Source organism: Hoylesella loescheii DSM 19665 = JCM 12249 = ATCC 15930 (assembly GCF_000378085.1).
GTDB classification, from domain to species: Bacteria; Bacteroidota; Bacteroidia; order Bacteroidales; family Bacteroidaceae; genus Prevotella; species Prevotella loescheii.
This window is the reverse complement of record NZ_KB899210.1, coordinates 317,386-338,278: the sequence shown is the minus strand read 5'-3', so window position 1 is coordinate 338,278 and position 20,893 is coordinate 317,386. Positions and strand designations below refer to the sequence as shown.

Annotated in this window: 15 protein-coding genes and 1 riboswitch; of the genes, 5 read left to right on the top strand and 10 right to left on the bottom strand. The window is 45.4% G+C overall.

The annotated features are described in order from the left end of the window. Positions 1-29 precede the first annotated feature (29 nt). The 9 genes from F453_RS0101330 to mscL form a co-directional block, all read right to left on the bottom strand. The gene (locus F453_RS0101330; protein ID WP_009235453.1) at positions 30-1,571 is read right to left on the bottom strand and encodes a RapZ C-terminal domain-containing protein; all 1,542 of its coding nucleotides are present in this window, start codon (positions 1,569-1,571) and stop codon (positions 30-32) included. Between the two features lie 18 nt (positions 1,572-1,589). Further along, complete coding sequence (locus F453_RS0101325) at positions 1,590-1,784, bottom strand: hypothetical protein (protein WP_018966381.1); 195 nt, start codon at positions 1,782-1,784, stop codon at positions 1,590-1,592. 337 nt (positions 1,785-2,121) lie between these two features. After that, on the bottom strand, positions 2,122-3,750 hold the full coding sequence (gene groL / locus F453_RS0101315; RefSeq protein WP_018966379.1) for a chaperonin GroEL: 1,629 nt from the start codon (positions 3,748-3,750) through the stop codon (positions 2,122-2,124). Between the two features lie 131 nt (positions 3,751-3,881). Further along, positions 3,882-4,151, bottom strand: a complete 270-nt coding sequence (locus F453_RS0101310) for a co-chaperone GroES (RefSeq protein WP_009235450.1) — start codon at positions 4,149-4,151, stop codon at positions 3,882-3,884. A 304-nt stretch (positions 4,152-4,455) separates the two neighbouring features. Then, on the bottom strand, positions 4,456-6,222 hold the full coding sequence (locus tag F453_RS0101305; protein WP_025789812.1) for a DUF4465 domain-containing protein: 1,767 nt from the start codon (positions 6,220-6,222) through the stop codon (positions 4,456-4,458). A gap of 141 nt (positions 6,223-6,363) precedes the next feature. Then, entirely contained in the window at positions 6,364-7,524 is a 1,161-nt protein-coding gene (locus tag F453_RS0101300) for a YncE family protein (RefSeq protein ID WP_018966377.1), read from the bottom strand. A gap of 14 nt (positions 7,525-7,538) precedes the next feature. Further along, complete coding sequence (locus F453_RS0101295; protein WP_025789813.1) at positions 7,539-9,554, bottom strand: TonB-dependent receptor plug domain-containing protein; 2,016 nt, start codon at positions 9,552-9,554, stop codon at positions 7,539-7,541. Positions 9,555-9,595: 41 nt separating this feature from the next. After that, a riboswitch (cobalamin riboswitch) is annotated at positions 9,596-9,791 on the bottom strand. 650 nt (positions 9,792-10,441) lie between these two features. Further along, positions 10,442-12,982, bottom strand: a complete 2,541-nt coding sequence (locus F453_RS0101290) for an endonuclease MutS2 (protein WP_018966375.1) — start codon at positions 12,980-12,982, stop codon at positions 10,442-10,444. A gap of 126 nt (positions 12,983-13,108) precedes the next feature. Further along, the gene (mscL, locus tag F453_RS0101285) at positions 13,109-13,501 is read right to left on the bottom strand and encodes a large conductance mechanosensitive channel protein MscL (RefSeq protein WP_009235445.1); all 393 of its coding nucleotides are present in this window, start codon (positions 13,499-13,501) and stop codon (positions 13,109-13,111) included. 196 nt (positions 13,502-13,697) lie between these two features. On the opposite strand from mscL, the gene gap reads away from it, so the two are divergent. From gap to F453_RS0101270, 3 genes are all read left to right on the top strand, one after another. Beyond that, positions 13,698-14,717 (top strand): type I glyceraldehyde-3-phosphate dehydrogenase, encoded by a 1,020-nt coding sequence (gap, locus tag F453_RS0101280; protein ID WP_009235444.1) that lies wholly within the window; start codon positions 13,698-13,700, stop codon positions 14,715-14,717. Between the two features lie 82 nt (positions 14,718-14,799). Next, the gene (gene miaA / locus F453_RS0101275; RefSeq protein WP_018966374.1) at positions 14,800-15,750 is read left to right on the top strand and encodes a tRNA (adenosine(37)-N6)-dimethylallyltransferase MiaA; all 951 of its coding nucleotides are present in this window, start codon (positions 14,800-14,802) and stop codon (positions 15,748-15,750) included. Between the two features lie 3 nt (positions 15,751-15,753). Next, on the top strand, positions 15,754-16,686 hold the full coding sequence (locus tag F453_RS0101270) for a diacylglycerol/lipid kinase family protein (protein ID WP_018966373.1): 933 nt from the start codon (positions 15,754-15,756) through the stop codon (positions 16,684-16,686). Here F453_RS0101270 and F453_RS0101265 read toward each other — a convergent pair. Beyond that, the gene (locus F453_RS0101265; RefSeq protein ID WP_009235441.1) at positions 16,683-17,387 is read right to left on the bottom strand and encodes a Crp/Fnr family transcriptional regulator; all 705 of its coding nucleotides are present in this window, start codon (positions 17,385-17,387) and stop codon (positions 16,683-16,685) included. The two genes, F453_RS0101270 and F453_RS0101265, sit on opposite strands and share 4 nt — an antisense overlap. 255 nt (positions 17,388-17,642) lie before the next feature. Between F453_RS0101265 and F453_RS0101260 the strand changes: the two genes are divergently transcribed. Then, positions 17,643-19,589, top strand: a complete 1,947-nt coding sequence (locus tag F453_RS0101260) for a glycogen debranching enzyme N-terminal domain-containing protein (RefSeq protein ID WP_025789814.1) — start codon at positions 17,643-17,645, stop codon at positions 19,587-19,589. An 18-nt stretch (positions 19,590-19,607) separates the two neighbouring features. Continuing rightward, positions 19,608-20,876, top strand: coding sequence for a glycosyltransferase family 4 protein (locus tag F453_RS0101255; RefSeq protein ID WP_025789815.1), 1,269 nt, complete (start codon positions 19,608-19,610; stop codon positions 20,874-20,876). Positions 20,877-20,893: the final 17 nt, after the last annotated feature.

Below are 20,893 nucleotides of genomic sequence, written 5' to 3'. Positions count from 1 at the left end.
TTTTAGGTGTCGTTGGAAGGTGTGTTCCGTCACTTCTTAGCAGGCAAAACCGAACTGATATCTTGTTCACGATGGGTGATATGAATCTCAATGCCAAACTTTTTATGCAGATGTTCGGCCAAATGTTGTGCCGAATAAACGCTACGGTGTTGACCACCCGTGCAACCAAAGCAGAACATCAAGTTGGTGAAACCGCGCTGGATGTAGCGACGCACATGGTGATCGGCCAAGGCATATACACCATCAAGGAAGTTGAGAATTTCTCCATCGTCTTCCAAAAAGCGTATAACGGGCTCGTCAAGACCAGTTAATTGCTTGTATGGTTCATAACGTCCAGGATTGTGGGTAGACCTACAATCGAACACATATCCACCGCCATTACCCGATGTATCTTCGGGTATGCCTTTGCGATATGAGAAACTATAGACGTTAACCACTAGCGGTCCTTTGCCATCATACTTAGAAAAGGTAGCGGGACCATCTTGTGGGTGTGCCTTATATACGGTGTGCGGAGTCGTCTTAAACCCGTCGGCACGACTTAGCGCAGGTTCTTCGATGTGGGCGAATTGGGGCAATTCGGTCAATCGCCTCAGCATATCCATCATGTAAGGGTAGGGGAAGAACTTCTTCAATTTAAGCAATTCGCGTAGGTTATCGATAGCTGGCGGAATGCTGTTGATGAAATGTTTCTTATGCTCAAAGTAACCCCTGAACCCGTATGCGCCCAAAACCTGCAATGTTCGGAAAAGGACAAAGAGACTCAAACGTTCCACAAAATGCCTTACCGATGGTACTTCTGTATAGTTTTTCAGTGAATTGTAGTATTCGTAAACCAGTTCGCGGCGCAGCTTGAAGGGATATTTGGCCGCTGCTTGCCATAGAAACGAAGCCAAGTCGTAATAAAATGGCCCCTTTCGTCCACCTTGATAGTCGATGAAATAGGGCTTGCCGTTACTATCGAGCATCACATTGCGAGCCTGGAAGTCGCGATAGAGAAAGCTCTCGCTCTTTTCCGAAGTCAAGTCCTTGGCGAAAAGTCGGAAGTTGGCTTCCAATTTTAGCTCGTGAAATTCTAGCTCTGTTGCCTTGAGAAAGCAGTATTTGAAATAGTTGAGATCGAAAAGTACGCTGTCTACATCAAACTCGGGTTGCGGATAACACACCTGCCAATCCAGTCCACGCGCACCCCTTATCTGTATGTTGGGCAGTTCGCGTATCACGGCAGTAAGCAGTTGTTTTTCATGTATGTTGTACCTTCCGCCCGACTCACGTCCTCCACGCAACACGTCGAATAGCGAAGTGCTACCCAAGTCGGTTTGCAGGTAGCGCAATTCATCGTCGTCCACAGCCAAGATGTGTGGCACGGGCAATCGCCTTTCCGTAAAATGATTGGTAAGGTATATAAAGGTGTGGTTCTCGTCCCTACTATTTCCCACCACACCGATAACGCTTTCACCGTCGCTATCGGTCAAGCGGTAATATTTTCGGTTACTTCCAGCCTCGGGCAATTGTGCCACTGTGGCCGGAATCGTACCTTTCCACCGTTTGTATAGTTCAGCTAGTTTCTCCATTTCGTGCGTCTTCGTTTGCTAATCTTGTTGTTCGTGTTCTTCCCTTTGTCTGCGTCTTCTCCTATCCTCGTCGTATCTGGCCAGCATACTATCAGCTGCAAAGAGCAGGAAAAATATGCCCAAAGACATGAGGAAAGACTTGGTGATGTACACCAAACCTGCCGATACAAGGAGTAGCACAAGGATGCGTTTCCAGTTAATTCTTATTTTCATGAACACAAAGGTAGCAAAAAGTTATGGGGTATTGACTAAAAGCACGAAAAATATGCAACTAAAAAAATCGGATGTCTCCCGACAACCGATTTCCAAAACAAACTACTTAAAAACTAATCTACTAAAACAAATCAAAAAAATATCTTTAAATGGATTTCTCCATTGTATCTTCTTCTTTTCATCTGCAAATTTAGTCATGAATTGATAAACTGCAAAGGATTTTTATTTAAAAAAGCAAAATAACAATGCAAAGAAAAGCTAAAAGGGCGTTTATCCGATGATAAACGCCTCTTTTTTTAGCTGTTTCGGCACATTTTTGAGCCTTTTTGTTACTATCTTACATCATTCCGCCCATACCGGGGTTACCCATCGGCATTGCGGGAGTATCTGATGGTTTTTCAACGATAAGACATTCGGTGGTAAGGAACATGCCTGCAATCGACGCTGCGTTCTCTAATGCCACGCGTGCAACCTTAGCCGGATCAATAATTCCAGCCTTACGCATGTCTTCAAAAGCGTCGGTACGAGCATTGTAACCATAATCGCCTTTGCCTTCGCGCACCTTTTGCACAACAACTGCACCTTCACCGCCTGCGTTAATTACGATTTGGCGAAGCGGTTCTTCGATAGCGCGCTCCACAATGTTGATACCTGTCTGTTCATCAGCATTATCGCCTTTGAGTCCTTTCAATGCATCGAGAGCACGGATGTAGGTTGTGCTACCGCCTGCAACTACACCTTCTTCTAGTGCAGCACGTGTTGCGCACAGCGCATCGTCAACGCGATCTTTCTTTTCCTTCATCTCCACTTCGCTGTTAGCACCTACATAGAGCACAGCAACACCACCCGAGAGTTTAGCCAGACGCTCTTGCAGCTTCTCTTTGTCGTAAGAGCTAGTAGTGTTTGCAATCTCATTCTTTATCTGAGCCACGCGATCGGCAATGTTTTGCTTTTCACCAGCACCGTTAACAATAGTGGTATTATCTTTCGAAACAACCACCTTGTCACAAGTTCCCATCATTTCTAGGGTAGCCTGCTCCAATTTAAGACCCTTCTCTTCACTGATAACCAATCCGCCTGTTAGCACGGCGATGTCTTCGAGCATAGCTTTACGACGGTCGCCAAAGCCAGGAGCCTTAACGGCACATATCTTCAAGCCGCCACGCAGACGGTTAACCACAAGTGTGGTAAGTGCTTCCGAGTCTACATCCTCTGCAATAACGAGCAGCGGACGACCACTTTCGGCAGCAGGCTGCAAGATGGGAAGGAAATCTTTCAGGTTGCTAATCTTCTTGTCGTAGATAAGAATGTAGGGGTTTTCCATTACCGCTTCCATCTTGTCTGCATCGGTAACGAAGTAGCCCGAGAGATAACCTCTGTCGAATTGCATACCCTCTACGATACCGATACTTGTTTCACGGCTCTTACTTTCTTCGATGGTGATAACACCGTCTTTGCTAACTTTGCGCATAGCATCAGCAAGAAGCTTTCCTATTTCGGGATCGTTGTTGGCGCTTACCGAAGCCACTTGCTCAATTTTATCGTAGTTGTCGTCTACTTGTTCGGCAGATTCACGGATGTAATCTACAACAACTTTCACAGCCTTATCAATACCACGCTTCAGGTCCATGGGGTTTGCGCCAGCCGTTACGTTCTTCAAACCCTCATTAACGATGGCTTGCGTAAGTATGGTGGCTGTGGTTGTGCCGTCGCCAGCATCATCACCAGTTTTCGAAGCAACACTCTTTACGAGTTGTGCACCCGTGTTTTCGAAGTGATCTTCTAGTTCCACTTCCTTCGCAACGGTAACTCCGTCTTTGGTAATCTGTGGTGCACCGAATTTCTTTTCAATCACCACGTTGCGACCTTTGGGACCAAGCGTAACCTTAACTGCATTTGCCAGTTTGTCTACACCATTCTTAAGCAAGTCGCGTGCTTCTATATCGAATTTAATTTCTTTTGCCATTTTATGTTCGTTATTATGTTGTTATATATAATAAGGAGTAAGTGCCCAATCCTTTGATTCTGTGCTTGGGGGTAGAATAACATGACATTACACGCCATTAACCCACACCACTTGGACAAAGAAAAAGCTTTTTACTTCACGATAGCCAATACGTCGCTTTGGCGCATCATCAAGTATTTCTTACCTTCATATTCAAGTTCGGTGCCAGCATACTTGCCATACAGCACATTGTCACCCTCTTTCAAAATCATTTTCTCGTCTTTCGTGCCTTCACCCACTGCAACGATGGTTCCGTTCAATGGTTTTTCCTTAGCCGTGTCGGGAATAATGATGCCGCCCACCTTCTCTTCAGCGGGGGCAGGTAAAACTAGCACTCTGTCTGCTAATGGTTGAATGTTCATTGTATTTAAGTTTTAAATTAAATCTCTTTTTAAGGAATGCCATACAATTAGGCGTTCGACCTATACTATACGAAAAGCGTGCCAAAAACGCCAATTGACATCTTGGCACGCCTTAACTGACATTTTTTCACCCTTCTACTTGTTAATGTGACAGTACAAGCTGCTTTGTAGTGGCAGTACAAACAGCCTTGTAGTGTGACTACAAACCGCTTGTAGCCACACTACAACTTATCGGTAGTGGCACTACAGATGGCTTGTAGTGGCACTACAAACCACTTGTACGCATTTGGGTAGCAAATTACTGCTACTTCACCACTACTTTTCGGGTTGTTCCGTCGGCATATTTCACGATGTTGATGCCCTTTACAGGAGCGTTGATACGCTTGCCATCAACGGTGTAACGTGCCACTTCGCGATTGTCGGTATCGGTGGTTGGCAAGTTGTCTATGCCTGTTGTGTGGTACACTTTACCGCTCTTACCATCGTTGGTGCCGTTAATATTGTCGACACAAACGTATGAAGGCGTTGTCAAACCATATTTATTGTTTCGCGATCCTGTAATAGAGAACCGCAATTCTTTTACTGCGCCCAAGCCACTAAGGTCTACCCATTGCCAATTACCTAAGTAATAATGTTCGGCAGAGTTGCTCGAACGATAGTCGGCCAAGTACACTTCGGCCTTCGTTTCACTGCCATCAGCCTTTGTTCCCCAAATGGTGAGCAACAGCCAATCGCCCTTTTCAAATTCATCTTTACCTGTTGCGCCCTTCGACATATTGTCACCATTAAGGATACAGCTAAGTGTGTAAGCGCTGTTGGTTACATATAGTCCACGAACTACATCGCCTTCGGGCTTGCCTAGCACCTCAATGGGAGCTGACTTGCCATAGAAGTATGCCACGCAATAATTGGCGGAGTTGTCGCAACCATGTCCAACGCACGAGTTGAACTGATCGGGGAAAAGCTCTTTAAAGTTTGTAGCCGTGCGATTAGATATGGAGAAATCGTTCCAGGAATTCCATTTAGGAATGTTGGTAACTGCGAAACGATAATTGCCACTTGTGTACAAACTTGTCTTTGCCTCGCGGTCTGGGCTGCTTGCACCAATATAATAACCATCTGAATTTAGTACTACATCTACGTCATCAAAGGTGGCAACCTTTCCCTCCAATGCCTTATTGATAGCTGCAACCGACTCTTCCAAGTGCAAATCCTCAGCTCCTGCTACCTCAGTAGAGGTTTCACCTAACCATCCTGCCATTTGTTGCTCGGCACTATACACCTTTACGAAGTCGATAAAGTCGAGTTTCACCTTCTTTCTGTTCACATCTACGGCCCAATCTATGTCAAAGCTGTTCGCATCTTTGTCTGTATTGGGTTTGTTGTCTACGTATCCGTAGGCAAATTCACGTAGTTCCCAGAAGGTTGTAGCAGGGTTTTGTGTGGCATTCTTAGGCAGAAGGCTGCCCTTATAGGTAATTTTAGATGGCATCCACAAGGGATAATACTCCTGGGCATGGTACTTATTTCTCTCCACTTTACCGCTACCACCCTTGTTATCTGTCCACGGAATGTCTTGCATAGGTGCGGAGGTGTAGGTCACTTCATAACCATATACCATCCTGTTAGGCGTTTCGTCATCGACACTTCCACGCAGTTCATACCACGGGTCGTCGGCAATGCCATTGCGATTAACGTCTTTCGACACCATTACAATGCCAGGTTCGCTGCTGTTTTGAAAGGCGTTGCCCTCGATAATGAAGTCTTTCTTATTTGCGATATTGGCCACGCTATGGTCGAAATGGAACGTTACCGAACCACCAAAAGCACCAAGCGTAATCAAAACTCGTTTGTTGTTGGCCAGACTCTCGGTGCATTTCAGTGCCATCTTGGCTGCATTGTCGCCCTCTTCGTATGCAGGCATCGTGTTTACAAACTGACCAGGAGCGGGTGAATAGTCAACTACTTTGTAGATATATTGACTAAGCTTACCCTGCTTGAAAAACTGTTGTGCAGTGACTTTTGCAGCCGTTAGCGCTAAAGTAACTACAAGAAGTAAAGCTTTTTTCATATTTTGTGAGTTTATGAGTTTGTGAGTTATTGAGTTGATGAGCTTGTTAGTTATTGAGTCTTTGAGTTTCTTTGTACATGGAGTTTGTGTGTTCATCGACTTAAAAACACAAAACTTATTAACTAAAAACTCAAAAGTTCGCTACTTATATACGAATGTGGCATGACCGGGAATGTCGCCAGTTTGCACCGACCAATCAAATGTTCCATCGGACTTAAAGTGCAAAAGGCTACCGCTCGACACGTAGTTTTTGGCATCCATCAAGTAAAAGTCGCGTTCAACAGGGTTCACAATGATGCCATAGGGCATGGTGATTGCCTTCAGTTGAGGTGCAGAAAACAAGTTGGTATCGATGATTTTATGGGTCCTTACATTGATAAGCCCATAGCTGATGTTGTTTGTAGCGGTGGCATTGTTCCATGCCGTACCATAATAATATAAGGAGTCGCCAACGATTGAAAGCCCCGAAACGGGCGTGTCGATGCTGTCCATTACCTCATAAAGTTGGTTTCGCGCTTTGTAAAGGCGATAAATGCGCGACGGAACATCGTTGTAGTTACCACGCGACGTTACCCAAATCTGCCCGTAATGATCCACTTGGCAATGGTGCGGATTAAGTCCTACTTTTATTTTCCTTATCTCCTTAAAAGTGGTAAGGTCTATTTCGCTCAACGTTTGGTCGTAATTAGGGGCGCGATAACCACCACTATTGGCCACGTAAAGCTTGTTATCGACAATGCAAAGTTCCTCGGGTTGGTAGCCAACCACCACCGAATCTTTCTTCTTAAAGTCTACGGTGTCTACCTTATACACCATTCCCAAAGGTGCATCTTTATCAAACTTCACAGGACCGACATACGAGGAGACATAAGCGAAGCCATCTTTGAAGGCCAAGTAACGGCAGTTGGGAATATTAATCTGCGTAATACGCTTGCAGCTATCTGCCGTAGCCACTTCCACCTTGTTAGAAACATTAACCACAATCCACAACTTACTGCCATAAATTTTGATGTCGTTGCCCACATCGCCCAATTCTTTCACCACATTGGGGTTGCGTTCCGAGTAGATGTTGCGTAGGTAATGTACCGTCGGTTTATTCTCGTCGAGATCTAAAAAGTCTATCGAAGCCTTGTTGCTACCCATGTTACCCTCGTTCAATACATACATGCCCAGAATATTGCCACGTGTAGGTGCAACACCCGTATCTTGGTTTTGAGAGGGGATAATGTAAAAGTCTTCGCGGCACGAACTAACCACCGCGAGTATCAGGTATGCGATATAGAAGAGCGAAAATCGTTTCATTGTTGTTGCAGGTGTTAAAGGGTGACGTCTATTGAGATAGCATAGTTGCGCTTAGGCATGGGATAATTCAGTATCACATCGTAGTCTTGGGCAAGCAGGTTGTTAACTTCTGCCGTTAGTTTGCACCGAAGTTTTTGCCAGTTAAAGGCATAGACAAGCGAGAGATCACTGGTATACCATGCCGGCATGTAGTTATACACGATGTTTTCTTGCTGGTTGTAGCGTTTGCCAGCATAAATAAAGCTGTAATTAAGTTGCCAATCTTTAAAGGTTGCACCAAGAATGGCCGAACCGCTATGCCAAGGAATGTAGGGTATTTGATGCTTATAATACGAGTCGGAAGGGTTGGTTACGTCCCTAGCCTGTTGGTAGGTATATTGCAACCGCCCCGTAAACGACAACTCAGGCGAGGGTTTCACGGTTGTTTCGGCTTGCAGGTCGACGCCCTTAATATGAACCTTTCCGAGGTTAAGCATGGTCCACCTAAACTGTTGACCTTTGGGATAGGCCACTATCTTATCGCTTACACTGTTGAAATAGCCATCAATTTGCAGTCTAAAAGCACGAATCAACGATGTAGGATAGGTTTTATCCCATACCATTCCCACGTTATATTGCATGGCCGTTTCGGGTTTTAGCAGCGCATTGCCTATCTCGGTGTAATACAATTCGTTGAAAGAGGGCATGCGAAAGCTTTTCTTGGCAAAGGCACGAAGAGAAAACGCCTTGGTGGAAAAGGGATATAGGTTGACGAAAAGGGCAGGGGAGAGCACGCCACGACTGGGTTCGTCTACCATTATACGTGTGTGGTCTTTGACGAATGTGCCCAAAACCGAGGCTTGTAGCTTGAGATGACGATAATCTATCGCAGTAGCGAGCGAGATAAAGTTGCTGAAACGATGGGGAAAGACAAAGAGACGGGCATCGGAATCTAACTTATTCCACTTAAAATCGTAACTTAAACTAACCGACCAATTGGGCATCAGCTCCAACACATTAGCCGTAGAGAGATACACTTCTTGTTGTTTGTAGGTGTTGTCTACGGGCAATTGAGTTGGATCGTTGTTGACATAGTGGGTGTGGTAGTAAGCATATTTGGCCAGCCACTGTGTGGAGATGGCCTCGGAGAAGCTCTTTTGAAAGTGCAATTGCGAAAAGTGGTTGTGGTCTGACTGCCTTTCACCTCGTCGCCACACGTTGTTAACGATGGCCCCAGGTATTCCACGTTGCGAATTATAGGTGTAAACCTTCCAATTCCATGCGCCATGATCTATCACACCATGCACATTTGCCTCAGCCCTCAACGCCCAAATGTCGCCGTTTTGACGTATAACCGTCGTGTCGTAGGCCACAGAATGGTCTTGGTTGTGGCGCAGATAACGAAACCGATACTTGCCACTAGATGTAAGATAACCCACATTGAGCGAGGCGTTAACGGCTTGACTAAGGCGGTTTTCCCACAAACCCGAAAGCCGATAGGTATCGCTAGAAGCAAGTCCAGCTTTCAATCGAAGGTTGAAAGGTTTGTTTACGTCGAAGCGAGGCGTACGAGTGCGGATATAAACAGAGCCTGCATTGCCGAAATCGCTAGCTGGTTGGAAGATGGCACTTTTCTGTCCATTGTACAGGGTTATCTCTTCCACGTTGTCTAACGACAGTTGACCAAGGTCGATTTGTCCGTTTTGGGCATTGCCTAACTCAATTCCATCGTAGAAAATGCCAAGGTGATTGGTGCCCATACTACGTATATTAACCGTTTTCAGTCCGCCAACGCCACCGTAGTCTTTAATTTGCAGCCCCGAGAAGTAACGCAAGGCATCGGCCACACTGTGCGCATTAAGTCTTTCAAGCGCAGCTCCGTCAAGTTTTTGCGAAGGAATAACCTCGCGAAAGGTATTCTTAGACACGACAACAATCTCGCGTACATGTTGTACCGAGTCTAATGCCAACTGCCGTTTAGTATCCTGACCATGGACAGATGCAGCGAAGAACAACGCTGCACAAACCAAAAAGAAATGTACTCTCTGCATATTTCAAGTTCTTATCTCATAACCTTTCCTCGAGGTTAAATTAAAGATAAAGGGCAATGGCAGGTCTTCTGACTTTGTAACCGGGTCACAAACGCCTTCCCGAATTTCCCTTGGTGGGGTTCAGTGGCACAGTGTTTATGACCAGTAAAGGTTACTTACAGCAGCGGGACTGTTCGGGATTTTCACCCGATTCCCTTTTAATCGCCCGTATGCGAACCTATTGCCTAGTTGTGCAAAGATAGTGATAATATGTTGAATACACAAACGCCATATTGGAAGAGGGTTGATTGCTGCTTCAGCGTGTATTAATGCTGCAAGACTCGGATTTTGTTCTTTTAAACCGCATGATTAGAACAAGACATTTTTAACGTAGTTTAATCTCTCGCGTTTTTTGATTCCTTCAATGTTGCATGATGTTATATATCAGCATACCTGTTTGTTGCAAGGCGTTCATTACGCATAAGCAACGTTTTCGCATGCGCACATATATAATAATGAGTAAGTGTATGTGACGACGAATAACCGAATGGATTTGGAGGCGTTTACGTATGAAACATCTTGCGTTTAACGAATAAACGAGAGCCCGTAATAAAGCCTAAGAGGACAGCTTTTTTAACTTCTGCCTTGTTACAGCTAAGATGGAACCCTGTTACATGTAAGCTAGAACATTGTTCCATATCAACTGGAACTCTGTTCCACCTAAGATGGAACAGTAGTACAAAATGTTGGTAACACAGCAGAAGGTGTAAAAATGGCCTTTTGGCTCTTATTTATCGAAATTTAAACACACACTTTTTAGGAAACATTGCTTAGTGATAAGCTAAATGTAAAGCGACAAACTAGACCTAGCTTTCATCGCAAGTGTATGGCAAACACTAACGAGTGGATTATAGGTCGACCACAGTGATGCCCGCGCCGCCAAACTGAACATGCTCGTCTTTAAATGCCGTTACGTTGGGCACGGTGGCCAAGTATTGGCGGATAAGTTGTCGAAGGATGCCGTTGCCCTTACCGTGGAGGATGCGAACACGGGGCATACCCACGAGAATGGCATCGTCGATGAAATGCATCACGGCATTAAGTGCCTCGTCGCCACGCTCACCCCTGATATCCAGATCTTGGTGGAAATGGCTCTTGCGCTCGTCGATGGTTTGCCGCGTCTCTTTACTTACGGTGTATTGTTTGGTTTGCTCTTTCTCCGTTTGTGTGGCCAATTCAAGTCGTTTAACGTCAATCTTCGAACGCATACCCCCAAACACCACCATGGCCATGCCGTTATTGTCGAGCGATTCAACACGTCCAATGGTTGAAAGACCCTTCATCTTTACTGCATCGCCTGGCTTAATCTCAGCCGTTGGCGATTTTTTCTTGCTCACGGCCTCCCTTATTTGCTCGGCAGCCTTCTTTTGTTTCTCGGCCTTTTCCTTAATATGCTTCTCGTGTCTTTCCTTCCTGCGCTTTATCTGCTCAATCTTTTTGGCGATAAACTCGTCGTTGGCGGCTGCGTCTACTTGTTCAACCGAGGTACGGAAGTCACTTAACTCCTCGCGAATACGCTTCGTACGCTCTTTTTCAGCTTGCGCTTCCTTAATCTCGCGAATGGTTGTTTCGATGCGTTTGTTACTTTCACGAAGCAGTTCTTCGGCCTGTTCTTTCGCCCGTTTCAGTACATCTTTCCGTGTTTTACCAATCTCCTCAATATCTTTTTCGTAGCATTCAATAACCGCCTGCAATTCTTTCTCCTGCTTGTGTATGGTGGTTCGCTTGTTTTCCCAGTAGCGTTTGTCGCGCACGATGTCTTGCAGATACTTGTCGCTCTGTATATAGTCTTCGCCCACAATGCGTGAAGCGTCTTGTATTACCTCTTCGGGCAAACCTATTTTACGTGCAATCTCAATGGCAAACGAACTCCCAGGCTGTCCGATAGACAACATGAAGAGTGCTTGCATCTCCTTTCTATCATAGAGCATGGCACCATTAGCCACGCCATCGTGTGTATCTGCAAAATGTTTTAGATTCTGATAGTGGGTGGTGATGACGCCAAACGCACCTTTGTTGCAAAACTGAGTGAGCACCGATTCGGCTATGGCGCCACCAATTAACGGTTCGGTGCCTGTTCCGAACTCGTCGATGAGAATGAGTGTCTTATCGTTGGCGTGTCTCATCATCATCTTCATGTTGAGCAGATGCGACGAGTAGGTACTAAGATCGTTCTCTATGCTTTGCTCGTCGCCAATGTCTATCATCACGTTTTGGAATACGCCCACTCGCGAAGTTTCGCCCATAGGTACCGAAAGACCACATTGAACCATATATTGGAGCAGGCCTACGGTTTTAAGACACACCGATTTGCCCCCCGCATTAGGGCCAGAGATAATGAGAATACGCTTCTCGGGGGTAAGCATAACATCAAGTGGCACAACCCTTTTACCTTGTTTTTCTAACGAAAGCCTTAACAATGGGTGCACAGCTTGTCCCCAATCGATGAGCGGTTTGTTGCTTAGCTGTGGTTCGATGGCCTTGAAAGTGCGTGCCAACTCTGCCTTTGCGCGAATAAAATCGATGTGCGCCAACAACTGATAAGAGGCGGCCATGGGCGCGATATGTGGTCGGATGTCGTCGGACACCTCTTTTAATATACGTACAATTTCCTTTTTCTCGTCTGCTTCTAATTCTCTAATCTTGTTGTTAGCTTCCACAACCTCGGTTGGTTCGATGTAAACCGTACGCCCCGAAGCCGACTCGTCGTGCACGATACCACCAATTTTGCGCTTCATTCCAGGCAAAACGGGTATCACAAGACGGCCCTCGCGTATCGCAGGCGTAACGTCTTTCTCTACCAAACCTTCTTGTTGCGCATTGCGGAGGATAGAGTTGAGAATACGCGATATGCTTCCTTCGGTTTGTGCAAGCTCGCGTCTGATGCGTGCCAATTCGGGCGATGCGCTGTCTTTTATCTTTCCAAACTTATCAACAATCTGCGTGATGCGACGCACGATATCGGGAAAAGTCTCGACATCTACGGTTAGCCGTTGCAGGGAAGGGTAGGGAAAGCGCGCATCTTGTCCATCGCTAGCCACTTCGCCATCGCTGGTGCGGTTGAGAAAGCGTACTACTTGGTGGATGGTATCAAGCGAACGTAAGAGGTCGAACAACTCTTGCTCGTCTAGATGTGTCCCTTCGATGCGCAAACGCGAAAGGGTGGGGCGCAGGTCGAAGAAATATTGCAGGGGGAAATCGTCGGCTTGGGTTTGCAAAAGCCTAAACTCGCGCGTCTGCGTGAGCCATGTTTGTATTTCGTCGGCATTGTGGCTCATAGTCATATTGTCTACAATACCAGTGCCAAGGGTAGACAGACATTTGCCCTTTAACAAGGTTCTTACCTCGTTAAAACCTATCTTTTGCTCGAAATTGTTCGGATAAATCATACTGCAAAATTACTTCACATTATTGACATGACAAAACCAAAGGAAGAAAATGGTGTTTGGAGTAAAAACAAAAAACACCCAACGATTGCTCGCCAGGTGCCAATAGATTGAATGTTGAAGCAATGTTTATTGCTTATTTTTCAGTAAGTCGCGAATTTCTGCAAGTAATTTCTCTTCGCTACTAGGCTCAGCCGGCGCTTCAGGAGCAGCAGGTTCGGCCTTCTTTCGTGAAAGCGTATTGATGCCCTTGATAAGCAAGAAGATACAGAAAGCGATAATCGTGAAGTCGATAACGTTCTGAATGAAATTACCATACATGATCTTGGCTTGGCCAATAGTGATAGACAACGCCTTGAAATCCAACCCTCCAATTAGCATTCCAATGACTGGCATCAGCAAGTCGTCTACAACAGACGAAACGATTTTGCCGAAAGCACCACCAATGATAACACCGACCGCCAAATCTAATACGTTACCCCGCATGGCGAAGTCTTTGAACTCGTTTAAAAATTTACTCATTGTTTTTTTGTTGTTGATAATAATTATTTGGTGAAATCCTATGCAAATGTAGAAATAAATTTGTAACTTTGCGGTGCAATTGAGGAAAAAAGCATTGTTTAGGCTAACATTTTGATTTTTTAAACCATTTTGTCATGTCAACTTGCTAATATGCCCCTGCTATGTATTTTTAACCCATTAAAAATAAAAAACAAAGATGATTAAAATTGGTATTAACGGATTTGGCCGTATCGGTCGTTTCGTTTTCCGTGCTTCTCTCGAAGAGGCTAACGCTAAAGAAGTGCAAGTTGTTGCCATCAACGACCTTTGCCCCGTAGACTACTTGGCATACATGCTGAAGTACGACACGATGCACGGTATCTTCAAAGGCACTATCGAAGCAGACGTGGAAAAGTCGCAACTTATCGTTAACGGTAACGTTATCCGTGTAACCGCAGAGCGCAATCCCGCCGATTTGAAGTGGGGCGAGGTTGGTGCAGAATACGTTGTTGAGTCTACTGGTTTGTTCCTTTCTAAGGATAAGTCACAAGGCCACCTCGACGCTGGTGCCAAGTACGTTGTAATGTCGGCTCCTTCTAAGGACGACACACCCATGTTCGTTTGCGGTGTAAACGAAAAGAGCTACGTAAAGGGAACTCAATTCGTTTCTAACGCTTCTTGTACCACCAACTGCTTGGCTCCTATCGCTAAGGTATTGAATGACAAATGGGGTATCACCGATGGTTTGATGACGACCGTTCACTCTACCACTGCAACGCAAAAGACTGTTGACGGTCCTTCTTTGAAAGACTGGCGTGGTGGCCGTGCCGCTTCTGGCAACATCATTCCTTCTTCTACTGGTGCCGCTAAGGCAGTAGGCAAGGTTATTCCCGAATTGAACGGCAAGCTCACTGGTATGTCTATGCGTGTTCCTACGCTCGACGTTTCGGTTGTTGACCTTACCGTTAACTTGGCAAAACCTGCTAAATACGACGAGATTTGCGCTGCTATGAAGGCTGCTTCTGAGGGCGAACTCAAAGGTGTTCTGGGTTACACCGAGGACGCTGTAGTATCTTCTGACTTCTTGGGAGACGCTCGCACCTCTATCTTCGACGCCAAAGCAGGTATCGCTCTTACCGATACTTTCGTTAAGGTTGTATCTTGGTACGACAACGAAATCGGCTACTCACACAAGGTTGTTGAGCTGATTAAGCACATGGCAAAGGTTAACGGCTAATTAATTTTAGCGTTTAACTGAACAAAAACGAGCCGTCCTATAATTTAGGACGGCTTTTTTTATTACCTTTGTCTTCGTGAAGATGATAACGATATTGGGTCCTACGGCCTGTGGCAAAACCGCATTGGCCGTTAGTCTTGCCGCCAAAATGGGTGGCGAGATTATCAGTGCGGATAGCCGTCAAGTATATCGTGGCATGGATATTGGCACAGGAAAAGACCTGTCCGAATACCAAATGGATGGCAAGCAAATACCTTACCACCTTATAGATATAGAGGAAGCAGGGCAGAAATACAACCTCTTCAGGTTTCAAGAAGACTTTAACGCCGCATACGAAGACATTACAAGTAGGGGTGTTCAACCCATTTTATGTGGTGGAACGGGTCTTTATATGGAGGCGGTTTTGAAAGGTTATGCGCTATCGCCTGTTCCACAAGACGACAATTTACGTAAGAAGCTTTCCACTAGGTCACTAGGCGAACTGAAAGAGCTGTTAATATGGCTGAAAGCAAGAAATGGTTCGGCCATGCACAATGAAACGGATGTAGACACGGTAAGTCGTGCAGTGAGGGCAATAGAAATTGAATTTCACAATTTGCGCCATTCGGTTGACACACGAAGAGTGCCTGCTGTGGGTTCGCTCATCGTAGGACTAGACGTTGATAGGGACGTAAGGCGCGAACGAATAACCGCCAGACTGAAAGCCAGATTGGAAGAAGGGATGGTAGAAGAAGTGCGCGGACTGCTTGAAAAGGACGGCATTACAAAAGAAGACCTGATGTACTACGGACTGGAATATAAGTATGTTACAGCATACGTGGTTGGTGAGATGTCGTATGAAGACATGTTTAATCAGCTTGAAATTGCCATACACCAGTTTGCCAAACGACAGATGACTTGGTTCAGGGGTATGGAACGACGCGGATTTAACATCCATTGGCTAGACGCGAGCATACCTATGGCAGACAAGCTTGCGCAAATAGAAAGGTGGATGGCACAAGAAAACGAAACAGCTTACGAAAAAAGAGGATAGAAAATGTCAGCAAACAAGAAATGGGCGATATTGTACTGCCCCAAGAAGGGTATGTATAGTAGGGGAGTGCGTTGGAGTAAGGTGGAACGAAGCCTTATGGACAATGGCATTGAATTTGACTATGTGCAGAGCGAAAACGCCAATAGCGTGGAACGATTGATAACCATGTTCATCGAGAATGGCTATCAAACGATTGTTGTTGTTGGTGGCGACTCGGCCCTAAATGATGCTGCCAATTGCCTAATGCGTGTAGATAAGGAAACGAGAGAAGGCATCGCGCTGGGTGTTATTCCTAACGGGCTGATGAACGACTTTGCTCATTTCTGGGGAATGACCGAAGGTGACGTTGACGGTACTGTGAAATGGCTGAAAAAAAGACGTATAAGAAAAATAGACTTAGGGCGCGTACGCTATACAAATAAAGAGGGGAAGAACTGCCAACGCTATTTTCTGAACTGCGTGAACGTAGGTTTGATTGCCACAATCATGAACCTTCGTTTGCAAACACGTCGCCTTTTCGGTTCACGCACACTATCTTTCCTCTTCTCTTTCGCATTACTGGCCTTCCAACGGCTAGAATACAAGATGCGCTTGAAGATTAACGAGGAGATGTTAAATCGCAAAATCATGACCATTTGCGTTGGAAACGCGTTGGGATACGGCCAAACGCCCAATGCAGTTCCATACAACGGGCTATTGGATGTGTCGGTAGTTTATCATCCTAAGATGATGAAGTTGTTCGAAGGTATTTACTTGTTTTTACGTGGTAAATTCTTAAATCATAGAAGCGTGCATCCTTATCGCACACGTATGGTAGAATTCATGGACGCCAACCACGCCTTGGTTGGCATTGACGGCAGGCCGATGAACACGCCCGCAGGTTCGTTTACAATTTCGGTGGAACAAGAAGTGATTAACTTTCTGATACCCGACTAACCTAGCTTGCTTACCTTGCGCAGTTCTTCGTCTTGCATAATGCGAATTTTGCGCCCATCAATCATAATGATATTTTCCATAGCAAAAGATGATAGCGTACGTATAGCGTTACTCGTTGTCATGTTCGACATACTCGCTATGTCTTCTCGACTAAGGTAGATACTAAGCGTATAACCATCCTCTTCTACACCGTAGCTGTCTTTTAAGAAAAGTAATGTCTCGGCCAATCGTCCTCTAATGTGTTTTTGTGTCAAGCTAACAGTACGCTCATCAGACGAACCAAGCAACTTGGCTAAGTGTCTAATGAAGAACATTGAGACCGCATTGTTCTCATGCATGAGCTTCACCACCAATTGAATGGGTAAGAAAGCCACAACGCAGTTGTCGATTGCCATGGCCGAAGTTTTATAATCTTCGCCGGCAAAATATGCCCGATAACCGAAGAAATCTACAGCCTTAATGGCGCGAATGATTTGATTGCGGCCATTAACACCTTCTTTATAGACTTTGATTTTACCCAAAATCAGGCACATAAGCTCACGTGGAGATTCGCCACCTCTATATATAATGTCGTTCTTTTTGAACGAAACGATCCTAACATTGTCAGTCAACAATTTCCGTTGAGACTCCGAAAGGGGGCTCCAGCGTTCGGAAATGATCCTTATCACCTCTTCTTTTGATACTAGAATTTTAGCTGTCATAATTTTTCTGGCTTTACTCAGTCTTGTGTTGATTAACAGAATTGCTTACAAAATTACAACTTTTTCTTCTATGGGGCAGGTTTATTGTTCCCTTTTTTATTTAAATGAATCAGAAAAAAGGTTATTTTCGCAAATTCACTAGGTTTTATTTGTGTTAAAGCTGATATTTTTGTACTTTTGATGCAAGAAGAGTTGATGTCCTAACTAATCTTCTTAAACTTGATGACTAACAATTAAACCTTAAAGTATAGCTGTATGGGTTATATACGATTTGAAAAATCCCTCATGACAAATCTTGAGGAATCATTACCTAAAGAGTTGTTACGAACCAACAGGTCAGGAGCATATTCTTGCTCGTCTATACTGGATTGCAACACAAGAAAGTATCATGGACTTCTTGTTGTACCTATTCCCGAATTAGACGATGATAACCATGTGCTCCTTTCCGCACTCGATGTATCCGTCATTCAACATGGAGCCGAGTTCAATCTTGGCTTACACAAGTATCGTGGAAACACTTATAGTCCTAACGGGCATAAGTATATCCGCGAGTTTAATTGCGATAAAGTGCCCACAACCCTGTATCGGGTGGGAGGCGTAGTATTGAGGAAGGAAGTGGTTTTCCAGCATTTTGAAGACCGAATACTCATTCGATACACCTTAGAAGATGCGCATTCTGCCACCACTTTGCGTTTCAAACCTTTCTTGGCGTTTAGAAGCGTGCGACAGTTTACGCACGAAAATGCCGTTGCTTCACGCGAATATCACAACGTGGAGAATGGGATAAAGACCTGTATGTATGCAGGTTATCCTGATTTGTTTATGCAATTCAGCAAGAAAAACACCTTTATTTTCGAACCAAATTGGTATCATGGCGTGGAATATCCCAAAGAACAAGAGCGTGGATATGATGCCAACGAAGACCTATACGTACCTGGTTACTTCGAAATGAACATCAAGAAGGGCGAAAGTATCGTGTTCTCTGCCTCCATCCAAGAATTTAAAACCAAGGACCTTTGCCGATTATTTGAAGAGGAAGTGGAAGAAAGGAGTCCTCGCGACAACTTCTTCCATTGTTTGGTTAATGCTGCGCATCAGTTCCATATTAACGACGGAAATGGCGACGAGTATATCCTTGCTGGTTATCCGTGGTTCAAGTGTAGGGCTCGCGACACCTTCGTGGCTCTGCCCGGACTAACGCTCGCCATCGAAGAAGAAAGTTACTTCGAAGCGGTTATGCGTACTGCGGAAAGGGGATTGCGCGAGTTTATGGGCGATAAGCCGTTAACCGTGCACATCGCAGAGATTGATCAGCCCGATGTTTTGCTGTGGGCCGTCTGGGCTATACAGCAATATGGACGAGAAACAGGCAAAGAACGGTGCATAGAAAAGTATGGCCAACTGGTGAAAGACATCATTATATATATAAGGAGTAATAAACACCCGAACCTTATACTCGACGATAACGGACTTATCAGGACCAACGGAAGGGACAAGGCCGTAACTTGGATGAACTCCACGATCAACGGACGACCAGCCGTTCCACGCTCTGGATACATCGTAGAGTTTAATGCACTTTGGTATAATGCGTTGAAATTCGCTGCAACTATCGCCACCGACATGGGCGAACCTCATGAAACAGAAAACTTGGAAGAAATGGCCGCACGCTGTAAGGAAGCTTTCGTAGACACTTTCTTGAACGAATACGGCTACCTTTACGATTTCGTAGACGGCAATATGGTTGATTGGAGTGTGCGCCCGAACATGATTTTCGCCGTTGCACTTGATTATTCGCCATTGGAATTGAGTCAAAAGAAGAGCGTTCTCGATGTTTGTACGCGCGAGTTGCTTACGCCTAAGGGGCTTAGAAGCCTGTCTCCCAAGAGCGGCGGATACAATCCCATGTTTATAGGACCACAAATACAGCGCGATCACGCATACCATCAGGGCACGGCATGGCCTTGGCTGGGTGGATTTTACATGGAAGCGTGCCTCAAACTCTATAAGCGCACACGCCTGAGCTTCATCGAAAGGCAGATGGTTGGTTACGAAGACGAGATGTTTTACCACTGTCTCGGAACCATTCCCGAACTCTTCGATGGCAACCCACCTTTCCATGGACGCGGGGCAATATCGTTTGCCATGAATGTGGGCGAAATATTAAGAACTTTAGAACTACTTGAAAAATACTCATATCAATAAAAACGGAGGAGCTGAATAATGAAAGTACTAATGTTTGGTTGGGAGTATCCTCCTCACATCTTAGGCGGTCTAGGCACGGCTAGCTTCGGTATCACCGAGGGATTGCATGCTCAAGGCGACATGGAAATAACTTTCTGCCTTCCCAAACCATGGGGAGACGAAGATAAGAACGCAGCTCACATCGTTGCCATGAACTGCGTACCCGTGGCATGGCGCGACGTTAACTACGATTATGTTAAAGAAAGGTTGGGCAATGTTATGTCTCCCGAGTATTATTACGAACTACGAGACAACATCTATGCCGACTTCAACTACATGAACCTAAATGATTTGGGCTGCGTGGAGTTTTCTGGTCGCTACCCCGATAACCTGCACGAAGAGATCAACAACTACTCTATTGTTGCTGGTGTTGTGGCTAGGCGAGAGTCATTCGACATCATTCACGCCCACGATTGGCTCACTTACCCTGCAGGTATTCATGCCAAGCAGGTGTCGGGCAAACCTCTCTGCATTCATGTGCATGCTACCGACTTCGATCGTTCTCGTGGTAAAGTGAACCCCACTGTGTATTCCATTGAGAAAGACGGTATGGATAACGCCGACTGTATCATGTGCGTGTCTGAACTTACACGTCAAACGGTTATCCACCAATACCATCAAGACCCGCGTAAGTGTTTCACCGTGCACAACGCCGTGTATCCTTTGGCAAAAGAATTACAAGACATTCCACGCCCAAACCATGATGGAAAGGAGAAAACCGTAACATTCCTTGGCCGCATCACCATGCAAAAAGGACCCGAATATTTTGTAGAAGCAGCTACGATGGTGCTACACCGTACCCGCAACGTACGTTTCTGCATGGCAGGATCTGGCGACATGATGGATAAAATGATTTATCTTGCAGCCAACCGCGGCATTGCCGACAGGTTCCATTTCCCTGGTTTTATGCGCGGAAAACAAGTTTACGAGTGCCTGAAGGCATCCGACGTGTACGTAATGCCATCTGTAAGCGAGCCTTTCGGCATCTCGCCCTTGGAAGCGATGCAATGTGGCACACCCACAATCATATCTAAACAAAGCGGTTGCGCAGAGATTTTGACCAACTGTATCAAGGTAGATTACTGGGACATACATGCTATGGCCGACGCCATCTATTCCATCTGCCACAACGATAGCCTGTTCCACTATCTGCAAGACGAAGGAAAGAACGAGGTAGACCAGATAACATGGGAGAAAGTGGGTATGTGGATACGCACGCTTTACGAGAGAACAATTAACAAGAACTAATGCAGCCTTTTAAAACA